Raw genomic sequence first — 11,740 nt, forward strand, 5'->3', positions numbered from 1 at the left:
TCGCATCCTTATTTATATTGATAAAATGCGGTCGCGGTTGGCGCATCGGCTTCAGAAGTTGCTATCTCTTCGAATTCAGTCACATTATCCAACTCGGTTCCCATGGAGATATTTGTGACGCGCTCTAGAATGATTTCCACAACAACAGGCACACTGAATTCTTTCATGAGTTTTTCAGCTTGTTTGAATGCTGGCGCAATATCTTCTGGTTTAAAGACACGAATAGCTTTACAACCTAAGCCTTCAACCACTTTGACGTGATCAACACCGTATTCACCAATGGCATCATTATTGATATTTTCAAAGGAAAGCTGGACGCAATAATCCATATCAAAGCCACGTTGTGATTGACGGATCAGACCTAAGTAAGCGTTGTTCACTAATACATGGATATATGGCAATTTGAACTGAGCCCCGACCGCCAATTCTTCAATCATAAATTGGAAGTCATAATCCCCTGATACGGCAACGACCTTACGTTTAGGATCAGCGGCACATACCCCTAATGCAGCAGGTAAAGTCCAACCTAATGGGCCCGCTTGACCGCAGTTGATCCAGTGACGCGGTTTAAAGATATGCAACATTTGAGCGGCTGCAATTTGCGATAAACCAATGGTTGTGACATAGCAAACATCGCGGCCAAATGTTTTGTTCATTTCCTCATAAACACGCTGTGGCTTCACAGGTACATTGTCAAAATGCGTTTTACGTAACAGAGTACGTTTACGCGCTTGGCACTCATCTACCCATTTGCTGTAATCAGGTAAAGCCCCCGCTTGTTTACGTGCTTTTGCTCGCTCAACCAAGAGCGCTAACGCCGCTTTAGCATCGGAGACAATCCCTAAATCAGGGCAGAAAATACGGCCAATTTGTGTAGGCTCGATATCAATATGTACTGTTTTACGGTCACCAACATATTTTTCTACAGAACCAGTGTGTCGGTTCGCCCAGCGGTTACCGACGCCTAATAAGAAATCAGATTCTAATAAAGTGGCATTTCCATAACGGTGAGCCGTTTGTAAGCCCACCATACCTGCCATTAATTTGTGGTCATCAGGGATAGTTCCCCAACCCATTAAAGTTGGAATGACTGGCACGTTACAGATTTCAGCTAACTCTTGCAGCTTATCTGCCGCGTCCGCGTTAATAACGCCGCCACCGGAGATAATCAGTGGCTTTTTCGACGCGAATAACATATCCAGTGTTTTATCAACCTGAGCAACTGTTGCCGCTGGCTTGTAAGCAGGTAATGGTTCATAAGTCTCTGGGTCAAACTCAATTTCAGCGACTTGCACATCAAAAGGTAGGTCAATTAATACGGGTCCAGGACGACCAGAACGCATTAAATGAAAAGCTTGCTGCAATACTCGAGGAACCAATGCGGGCTCTAACACCGTTGTAGCCATTTTGGTGACCGGTTTTGCGATAGACTCGATATCGACTGCTTGGAAATCTTCTTTATGCAATTTAGCTCTTGGTGCTTGGCCTGTAATGCACAAAATAGGAATTGAATCAGCAGAGGCGGAATATAATGCTGTGATCATATCCGTTCCCGCAGGACCTGATGTACCAAGACACATTCCAATGTTACCCGGATTTGCTCTCGTGTATCCCTCAGCCATATGAGAAGCACCTTCTACGTGACGAGCAAGATAGTGTTTGATCCCACCATGCTTACGCATCGCACTATAGAATGGGTTTATTGCGGCTCCAGGAACACCGAATGCGGTTGTGATCCCTTCTTTTTCCAGTACATACATTGCAGCATCAACTGCGCGCATCTTAGCCATAACAACTCCTATTTGGAAAATTTTTCCAACTTTATTTTTTGTCTAAAAAAACCGTTTTAAAAACGGATTATCTATGTATTCTGTACTCGTTGGTTGGTCAGCTCATTGATCACCTGCTAACCACCTGTTAAATAGCCTCTTTTTAGCGGATGATTAACACCCGCTGATCTCTGGTCTTTATGATTGGCGCTCACCTAATGCCGCGCTGATATCCGCAGCAACGTCACGAACCAGTTCCCCTAGCTCAGTAAAACGTTCTTCAGTTACCCTTGCACTAGGGCCCGAAATAGATATTGCTGCTATCACTGAATTATTACGATCAAATATAGGTGCCGCTAAACAATTAAGACCCAGAGCATGTTCTTCATTATCAATGACATAACCCAGTTCTTGATAATGCCCTAACGCCTTTCTCAACACATTAATGCTGGTGATAGTTTTAGGGGTGAATTCTTGTAAACCAGAGCGTGTGACAAGCTCTAACATTTCCTCTTCATCAAGTGGGAACAATAATGCCTTACCAGCCCCTGATGCATGTAATGGTAAACGACTCCCCAACGGTGCACACATTCTCACTAACGCATGACATTCGCATTGGCGAATTAAAACAGCATCTAAATTATTACGAATAGCCAAGTTTGCCGTTTCCCCTGATAGCAACATTAGCCTGCGCATAAATGGCCCAGCAACTGATACGACGTCCCTATCATTCATATATGTGGCCCCAACTGTGAATGATTGCAGACCGATATGCCACCAGCCAAGCTGTGAGTCTTGAAAAATAAACTCTGATTGCTCAAGGACTTTCAGCAAGCGAAATGTCGTTGATAAAGGCAAACCTAACTGCTCAGATAAAACAGAGACTGATGAGCTACCACCTGAGTTAGCCAGAAATTGAAGAATATCTAACCCGCGCTCAAGTGCTTGCGCACCTTTTGGCGAACTTTTATCTGTCTGTGGTCTTCCTTTTGTGCGTGGTTCAGTCATTTATTTTTACCTTTTATGTTTGCTATCGGCAGAAAGGAATTATATTACCTAGCCCTTATTGCCCAATAGAGTAGTTAAGGAAAAACTATTTGACAAGGCTCAGGGAGATCCTTAACGACACAATTGTCAGCACCGCCTCTATCTACCGTTAAAAAATCCGTTTGTGATTGAAATGCATAAATCGGATGATGCCAAACATCACGGTGATAGTTTACACCCTGCTTACCATTGGTGATAAATGCTCGTAAGGTATCAACTGGGATATCATCCCCTGGCTCAGCAACCACCACAATGAAACGCTCACCATTCATTGGGATAAAAGCTTGGCTGGAAAGCGGATGCTTTTCTAAAAGCTTAACATTCATTGGCATATCAATAGGTTCTGAACGGCTAATACTCATCAGAACGGGACTTGCATCTGTAATCTCTGCCTTACCTAAAGCATGATAACGTTCTGTCGTACCATCATTGATATGAAAAAATTCAGATCCTTCAACTTGGATGACGTCTCCATAGGGGGCAAACGCTTCCGGTGTCAGATCAGATAGAACAAGTTCCATTATTTTCTCCTAACACACTAAAAATTTTAAGCCACTATTTTGTACAACCACCTACATGACAAAATCAGTTTATCAGGTTGTATTACATTTAACATCATTTTTTGGAAAATTTTTCCATAAAAAATCACAGGTCACAGTTTTTCATTTTATTTTATATATAATTCCTTAATATTCAGTAAGATAATAATTACTAACAATTCTCCAGAATTTATACTTATCACTTTCAATTATGATGAAGCCTACTTAATGGATGACGTGAAACAAAATGCAGATCTAAAAAATATTATAAATTGGTTTTTCCTTTGACTTTAGGGAGATACAAACATGTTAGATCAAGAAACGATGACAACCTTTATCACTGTTGCGCAGTGTCAGAGCTTTTCTCAAGCCGCAAAACAACTCTACAAAAGTACTGCAACTATCAGTTACCGGATCAAAATCTTAGAAGAATATGTTGGAGTCCAGCTTTTCACTCGAACGACACGAACCGTTAACCTAACATCTGCGGGGGAATATCTCCTTGAACATTGCCGCGAATGGTATAACTGGTTAAGTAATATGCCAAATCAGTTACGGCTGATTAATGAAGGTGTCGAGCAAGAAATTACGATTGCAATTAATAACTTACTCTATGAGCCAAATGCCGTCGCTGACCTACTCCAACACCTAACCGAGCGCTTTCCTTTCACCCGCCTTAATATCACTCGGCAAGTGTATATGGGGGTATGGGATGCCCTACTCAGTAACAAATGTGATATTGCAATCGGTGTCCCAGGTTCTGAATCATTGGACAGCGACATGAATACCTTGTTTTTAGGCAAAATCAATTGGGTCTTTGCAGTTGCCAATCAACACCCACTTGCCTCTATTGATGGTATTCTTAGCGATGAACAACTGCGTTGTTACCCGACTATCAATGTGGAAGATACCTCGCAAGTTTTATCCAAACGCACTGCATGGCTATTATCAGGCCAACGAGAAATCAAAGTGCCTGATATGAAAACCAAAGTACTCTGTCACCTAAAAGGAACGGGGATCGGCTTTTTACCTGCCTCTATTTGCAAACCCTATATTCAAAACCAACAACTGATTGAGAAATCAATAAAAAGGCCTAGAAGACCGTCCCCCTTATCCTTAGCTTGGAATAGCAATCAGCAAGGGGAAGTATTAAAAACGGTCGTGAAACTGTTCAAACTGCGCGATCCCATCATCCAAAGCTTGCTGAGCCCAATTGACCCAGCAACAAAATAACGTTGAATGAATTACAAAATATCCAGATATTGCTTATGTGTTGGCGGTGGAAAGCTTTCATCCAATAAAGCAATATCGTCGTTGTCTAATACTAACTGGCAAGCGTGCGCATTTTGCAACATATGCGCCCTGCTACCTGACTCAGGAATAGCAACGATCCCATCGCCACGGATCACCCACGCTAATGCAACCGTTGCTGGCACGACCTGATATTTTTGCGCAATCATCTTCAACGTTGGATGTCTAAGTAATTGATTGCCGCTGCCGAGTGGTGAATAAGCCATTAATGGCATTTTTTTATGCCGACACCAGTTAAGTAATGAATAATCAATACCGCGGCTACCAAGGTTATATAGCACCTGATTTGTCGCACAATAACGTCCACCCGCGAGGTGATCGTACATATCTTGCAGTTCATTGATATCAAAGTTAGATATTCCCCAATAACGAATTTTCCCAGCAGATTGCAGTTTTTCGAAACCATTAATAGTCTCTTCGAGAGGAATATCGCCAGCCCAATGCAGCAAGTAAAGATCAAGCCTATCCGTTTTTAACCGGCGTAAAGATGCCTCACAAGCATTAACTAATGCTTTACCTCCGGCATTGAAGGGATAAACTTTTGATACTAAAAACGTTTCATCGCGTCGTCCTGAAATTGCTTTACCAATTAACTGTTCAGAAGCCCCATTGCCATACATTTCAGCGCTATCAATTAATTTTAAGCCTACATCAAGGCCTGCTTGTATCGCTTCAATTTCTTCTTTTGCACTTTTCCGCTGCTGCCCCAAATTCCAACTACCCATGCCAATTGCGGGTAAAACATCATGACCAAATGAAACGTTTTTCATTAATACTTCCTTGATTATCAAAGCAATTAATCACTATGGTATAATTCTAGTGCCTGCCTCTCCTTTCAAGATAGCATCTATTTGCTTTAACGCACCAATATAAGCAGGTTTACCAGAACGCTGTACAAAACGGCTGACCGCCATCAATTTCGGTCCCATAGAACCATCATCAATTGCCATAGGGGCAACCTCTGCTACCGTTGCGCATCTAATCACGCTTTGCTCAGGAGTTCCCCAATTCCGATAGACGGCATCCGCATCGGTTAGAATAATTAGGTGGTCAGACTCAAGCACTTCTGCTAATAGTGCGGAGGATAAATCTTTATCGATAACCACCTCACTCCCACAAAATCCATTATCCTGCTGAATAACAGGAACACCACCGCCACCATTACAGATGACAATATGCTTTTGATCTAATAAGCATTTGATGGCATCAATTTCCAGAATGGCTTTAGGTTGAGGAGATGGAACAACCCGACGATAATATTTGCCATCGGGTTTAATCGCCCAACCTAGCTCAGCTTCTAAGCTTTCTTTTTCCTGCTTGTCATACACAGGGCCAATGTATTTAGTGGGGTTTTGATAAGCAGGGTCATTGCTATCAACTTCAACACGAGTGAGCAGCGTTGCTACTGGCTGTTTAGGGTGCTTGCGTCCCAGTTCTTGCATCAGCATATATCCAATCATTCCCTGACTTTCGGCCACTAAAATATCCAAAGGATAAGCAGGAACATCGGTATAAGCTAAATTTTGCAAGGCCAATAGCCCGACTTGAGGCCCATTGCCATGTACAATCACCACACGATATTTTTGTGCAAGTTGCCCCAAAGTACCCGCAATCGATGCGATAGCTTGGTATTGATTTTCAGCGGAAAGCACTTCTCCACGCTGCAGTAATGCATTGCCACCTAAGGCGATAACAATAGTTTCCATGTTTGTCCTTGTTTATTCGCGAACGTTAACCCATTTCATCCATACCCGCTAACCACACGCCTATTAACGTATCCGCACCAGAAAAATGGCCGACCTGAAGCAGCAAGCGAACCGCCTGTGATAATTTCATCGGCTGCACTAACGCAGTTGCTAATGTTTGTAGTGGAGTAGAAAAGATGCCCTGGGAAGCAAAACGTAAATAGTTCACACTGACCAGAGTCGTTAATGACCCTAAAGAAGGAGTATCTTGAAAAAAGTTTGGTAAGCTGTCGCTGTCAATCTCTGGATTAAGAAAGGTGACCAATAGCATACCTATTAAGATATCATCAAAGCTTGGTGTTAACCCCGGCCCTCTTCCAATTATCGACTGCCAATCAATACGTTCACCTTGAAGGTATCGTTGATAGTTTGCTTTTAATTCTTTTAGCTCTCGACATAATGGGCCGGTTGTCGCTTCACTCAAACTGCCGTGTAAACCACTTTTCGCTTTCGATTGCCTTAAGATATCCCATAGCGCTGTAAACGTTCCATCAGGGAGTTTTTGTGGCACCAACTTGAGCGATAAGTGTTCTTTTGGCGCAATGAGTTGCCAGTTAGGGCTGACCAATCGATCGTTTTTATACTCAACAAACTCATTCTCATCATTAAAAATAGCTTGAAAATCAGTATCAGAGACCATCCAGCCCATTGGGCTTAATCCTCGACCATAGCGATGTAATGTCAATAATTCACCTGAAGGAGTGACAAAATTAAGTGCATGATTAAAGCGTCCAACGCAATTCAATATTCCTGTTTCTTTAGGTAAGTGAGCGCTAACGGACAGTGCTTGCATGATCATTTTTAAACTCCTTCAGAGTGAAAATTATCGATTTATTCGCTGATACCCATTTTTTCAGCTAGCGCAACAATCGCTTTTTCAAAGCAAGCCAGTGGTGCTCTTACCGTACCCGCACCAATCTGACCAATCCCTGCTTCTTTATGTGCGATCCCTGTATTGATGAGCGGTGTTATACCCGTTTCAACGACTCTACGCGCATCCAGCCCAATACACGCGCCTTGGAAATCCCAAGTCGGAATTTGCAGCATCATGTTGTGTTCTAAGTAAATTTCAGTCATTTCCTCAGACACATCTAATGCGGCGCTCATACCACCACTTGCACCAACAAAACGTGTAACACCCGGTGCTGCTACCATCGCTGCACCGCCGATACCGAACGCCTCAGTGATTGCGCTGTCACCAATATCTGGGTTGGCATCAGCTTGGCTGTAACCTGAGAAAAAGAGACCTTCCGGTGTGTTAACTGGCGCAGTAAACCACTGATCACCCATACCGCTGATTTTCACACCAAAGTTTTTACCATTACGCGTTAATACGGTCACAATGGTGCCATGCTGAATTTCAGCGCCAGCATCCATCGCCGATTTGCAGTAAGCCATTGCAAGATTGAGGAAAAATTGGTCTGTGATACTTAAAAATTGCATCACTTGCTGAAGTTCAGTTTTATCGATATCCAGCGCACTCATGATTGGTGCCAGTTGTCTTAATAACAATGCTGAAGTGGCAATGTTGCGTTGGTGGAATTCATCACCCATGGTAATGCCTTGTGCCATCACCGCCGTTAAATCAATGCCATTTTCTAACGTTTGTAAGGTTTTTTTCAGAACAGGACCTAATGAATCACGCATCCAGCGATGACGTACTTGCACATCTTCACCATATGCCCCAAAACGCATGACTTTACCGATTCCTTCATTCATGTTGCAGTATGCAACGTTGCCATGGGTCATATTCTTGACAACTAACATAGGCATGTTGGCGGAAGTAATTCCCCCCATTGGCCCCACTGCTTTTACACTGTGACAAGGAATAAATTCAATCTCGCCATTATTCAATAGGTTAAGTGCTTGATCTTCATTATCGGCCCATTTCTCGAATAAACACGCACCGATACAAGCACCACGCACTGGACCACTCATTTCTTCCCAAGTTACAGGTGGGCCCGCATGCAGTAATTTTTTGCCTTGTTGCAAAGTTGGGATGAGATCTTTTGCAGGTTCAACACTTTGCCAAAAAGGACGAGCGGCACGAATACGTTCAATTACTGCGGTATTTGCTTCTTCAATCGTTGAGTACATATCCAAACCCTTATTTCAATTTTTTCAGAATATTAGCTAATTTTTTATTCCCACCAGCGACTGGAGCCCACTGGTAGTGAACAACTGGAATATCATTGGCTTGTAAGTCATCCGCAAAGCTGCGTACGCCCGCGTTAATGACCGAAACGCTTTGCAGGATATCTTGTTCTTTTTGGGGGAATACAATCACAGGTGGAGAGATAATATTGCATGCCAGCGTCACCGCTTCAGGCAGTGAATTCATCACCGCAATACCGGCCTCTTCTAGATAAGCGATTTGTTCGGAGCGCACTTGAGGATCTTGCTCAGTCCCCGTCACGGTAGCGATAACCGCAATCGGTGAGCTACTTGGACGACTTTCTCTTAATGCTTTGATTTCTTTGGCTAGTGTTTGCGCGGAATCTATTTGAGCACCGTAACCAATAACCACATCCAGCAATAACACCCCAACATCATTTTTCTGAGCAAACGCAGCAATTTGCTGGTTGCGAGTAGAAGGGTCAATCATTGGGTGAGGCTTGCCTTGTGTATAAAAGTCATCACCTAAATCAATAATTCTGTGGCCATCTTGATTAAGCATCATTCCCTGATCGTGAGCTGCGTCTGTTTGCAGTCCTAATTTTTCTGCCAATAACATTGCGCACTCAGCCGCGAGTGTCCCCCCAGCATATAGGCCTGAAATTTTCTTGCCCTTTGCTTGCGGTTGAAATGCTGCTGCTTTTTCAACACGGCCAAGCATGGCCGCAACACGTGCAGTTTCATCCAATGTTTCAGTAAAGTATAAATTTCCATCCTGTTTGATTTCGGGTTTTGTCCCGAGGAATAATGCGACAACTGGTTTTCCTTGAGCCTTAAGCTTATCAATCACTTTGCTACGGATTTCTTTGGCTGGAGGCTTAGAAACAAAGGCGATAACATCACTCTGCGGATCAGATGCGAGTAATTCAATGGCGGTCATGGCACTGACTCCACCAATTTCCGCCGTTAAATCACGACCACCTAATCCAATCGCATTGGTGATACCTTGTCCCGCAAGCGTAATTTGAGATATCAGCTCTTGAATACCAGTTCCCGATGCCCCAATAATGCCGATGTTTCCTTGTGGTGCTACGTTAGAAAACGCTAATGGTGCCCCGGCTAAGTAAGCCGTACCGCAGTCTGGTCCCATCACTATCAGACCACGTTCGCTTGCTTTCAGTTTTAATCTACGCTCATCCGCTTGCGACACATTATCGGAGAACATCATGACGTTACAGCCATCATCTAATGCTTGGTCAGCCAGCTCTGCGGCAAACTCCCCTGCAATAGAAACTAATACAACATTGGCATTTGGAAGCTTATTCTTGGCCATTCGCCAACTACGAACACGCTGGAGTTTTTTCCCCGTTTGCTGCTGTCCTTGAGCCAATGCTTTGAGTGATTCATCCAGCGCTTGTGCAATTTCATCAACAATAACGGTATCTGCAGATTCAGTTTTAATCGCAACACAGATATCATTCGGTGTTGCTTCATCAAAGGATGAATGCCAAAATCCGGTCGCATCAAGTAACGACTTATTTGCTGGTGTTCCCATCATGACGGAGATTTCTGAAACATTTGGAGATTCACTTAGTTTTCGAGATATCAGCATTAAGCTCACTGAATCTTGGAAGCTCCCTTTTTTTATGAAAGCATGGATCATAGTGACATCCTTTAAACAACTTTTATTAATTGAAGTTTTATTTACTCAATATATGAGATGAAAAAGTAAATAGGCATTTATTGAAAAATAAAATTACAAATAAACCTTACAAATAAGTTGAGAATGCTCACACTTTATATATTGTTAGAAATTCCTTTAAAATACACTGGACATTAAAAGAAAAAACACCAAATTTAAAACTATTAGATTCGTTCTAATAATTAAGGGGCTATTTGCATAATTTTTTATAAAATCAAATAAAAATAATCTAGATCACATTTATAGATAATTTAGTTGTTACATTGGTATCAGCAAAGAGTTTTATTAAACTTCGAAAACACTAAAGGGTTATTTATGTATGAAAGTTTCTAAAGAAAAACTCCATCAGCTCATCGCTAATAAAATCCATGCAGCAGGATTATCTAAAGATCATGCTGATATCGTTTCTGATGTTCTTGTCCATGCCGATGCAAAGGGTATTCACTCCCACGGTGCAGTGCGTGTCGAATATTATGCAGAGCGCATTTCGAAAGGTGGCACAAATAACTCACCTAATTTTACTTTTGATAAAACAGGTCCTTGTAGTGCTGTCTTTGACGGTGATAACGGCGCAGGCCACGTTGCTGCAAAACTGAGTATGGACGAAGCCATTAAAATGGCAGAAGAAAATGGGATTGCAGTGGTAGGAGTGCGCCGTATAGGTCACAGCGGCTCATTATCTTATTTTGTTCAACAGGCTTCTAGTGCTGGCATGATAGGTATTTCAGTTTGTCAGTCAGACCCGATGGTGGTTCCTTATGGTGGTGCTGAAACCTACTATGGTACTAACCCTATCGCATTCTCAGCGCCGGGTGAAACAGATAATATCACTTTTGATATGGCGACTACCGTACAAGCCTGGGGCAAAGTGTTAGATGCTCGTTCAAAAAATGCAAAAATTCCAGATACTTGGGCTGTAGATAAAGACGGTAACCCAACAACAGATCCATTTGCAGTAACGGCATTAGTCCCAATTGCAGGGCCTAAAGGTTATGGCTTGATGATGATGGTCGATATTCTCTCCGGTGTATTACTTGGACTGCCTTTTGGTAAACACGTCAGTTCCATGTACCACGATTTAACGCAAGGAAGAGAGCTGGGCCAATTACATATTGTTATCAACCCTGCTTATTTTACTGATCCTGTGATGTTCCGCAAACACATCACTCAAGTCATGAATGAACTCAATGCCGTTAAGCCTGCTCCAGGCTTCGATAAGGTTCAATTCCCAGGACAAAATAGCTTAGCAAGAGAAAAACAAAGTGAAGTAAATGGTATCGATATTGTCGATGAAATTTATGATTATTTGGTTTCTGATGATATTTACCAAAAATCCTATGACAATAAATCACCATTTGCCAGCTAAATAAATACGGAAATACGATGATTAATCGGATCTCCTGCCAATATTTATTGCATCGTTCTACCCCTAATCACTCGATAAATAAGAGATTAGGGGTTCCTTGCCAAATATAACAAAGATACAGTAGAACCATTAATTATTTTCTTTTG

At 42.4% G+C, this 11,740-nt stretch carries 10 protein-coding genes; 2 read left to right on the forward strand and 8 right to left on the reverse strand.

What is annotated here, in order from left to right; all coding sequences use genetic code 11:
• Positions 1-8 precede the first annotated feature (8 nt).
• From gcl to PSE60_RS15575, 3 genes are all read right to left on the reverse strand, one after another.
• Positions 9-1,790 (reverse strand): glyoxylate carboligase, encoded by a 1,782-nt coding sequence (gcl, locus tag PSE60_RS15565; protein WP_004261535.1) that lies wholly within the window; start codon positions 1,788-1,790, stop codon positions 9-11.
• A gap of 177 nt (positions 1,791-1,967) precedes the next feature.
• Positions 1,968-2,777 carry an IclR family transcriptional regulator domain-containing protein gene (locus tag PSE60_RS15570; RefSeq protein WP_094962123.1) on the reverse strand — a complete coding sequence of 270 codons (810 nt, stop codon included), beginning with the start codon at positions 2,775-2,777 and terminating at the stop codon, positions 1,968-1,970.
• A 74-nt stretch (positions 2,778-2,851) separates the two neighbouring features.
• Positions 2,852-3,337, reverse strand: a complete 486-nt coding sequence (locus PSE60_RS15575; RefSeq protein ID WP_004261541.1) for an ureidoglycolate lyase — start codon at positions 3,335-3,337, stop codon at positions 2,852-2,854.
• A gap of 324 nt (positions 3,338-3,661) precedes the next feature.
• Here PSE60_RS15575 and allS point away from each other — a divergent pair, with 324 nt between their 5' ends.
• A complete protein-coding gene (gene allS, locus PSE60_RS15580; RefSeq protein ID WP_196719142.1) occupies positions 3,662-4,588 on the forward strand; it encodes an HTH-type transcriptional activator AllS in 927 nt (308 codons plus the stop codon).
• An 11-nt stretch (positions 4,589-4,599) separates the two neighbouring features.
• On the opposite strand, the gene PSE60_RS15585 is transcribed toward allS, so the two are convergent.
• Genes PSE60_RS15585 through fdrA form a run of 5 tightly spaced genes read right to left on the reverse strand, consistent with a single transcriptional unit; the run spans position 4,600 to position 10,189 of the window.
• A complete protein-coding gene (locus PSE60_RS15585; protein WP_004261547.1) occupies positions 4,600-5,436 on the reverse strand; it encodes an aldo/keto reductase in 837 nt (278 codons plus the stop codon).
• Between the two features lie 33 nt (positions 5,437-5,469).
• On the reverse strand, positions 5,470-6,372 hold the full coding sequence (locus PSE60_RS15590; RefSeq protein ID WP_104872849.1) for a carbamate kinase: 903 nt from the start codon (positions 6,370-6,372) through the stop codon (positions 5,470-5,472).
• Between the two features lie 25 nt (positions 6,373-6,397).
• A complete protein-coding gene (locus PSE60_RS15595) occupies positions 6,398-7,210 on the reverse strand; it encodes a DUF2877 domain-containing protein (RefSeq protein ID WP_104872850.1) in 813 nt (270 codons plus the stop codon).
• A gap of 32 nt (positions 7,211-7,242) precedes the next feature.
• Positions 7,243-8,508, reverse strand: a complete 1,266-nt coding sequence (locus PSE60_RS15600; RefSeq protein WP_094962122.1) for a DUF1116 domain-containing protein — start codon at positions 8,506-8,508, stop codon at positions 7,243-7,245.
• Positions 8,509-8,518: 10 nt separating this feature from the next.
• Positions 8,519-10,189: an acyl-CoA synthetase FdrA gene (fdrA, locus tag PSE60_RS15605; protein ID WP_036958432.1), complete on the reverse strand. Its 1,671-nt coding sequence runs from the start codon at positions 10,187-10,189 to the stop codon at positions 8,519-8,521.
• A gap of 358 nt (positions 10,190-10,547) precedes the next feature.
• Here fdrA and allD point away from each other — a divergent pair, with 358 nt between their 5' ends.
• Entirely contained in the window at positions 10,548-11,594 is a 1,047-nt protein-coding gene (gene allD / locus PSE60_RS15610; RefSeq protein ID WP_004261559.1) for an ureidoglycolate dehydrogenase, read from the forward strand.
• The last annotated feature ends 146 nt before the right edge of the window (positions 11,595-11,740 follow it).

This window comes from Providencia sp. PROV174 (assembly GCF_028480685.1).
Lineage (GTDB): Bacteria > Pseudomonadota > Gammaproteobacteria > Enterobacterales > Enterobacteriaceae > Providencia > Providencia rettgeri.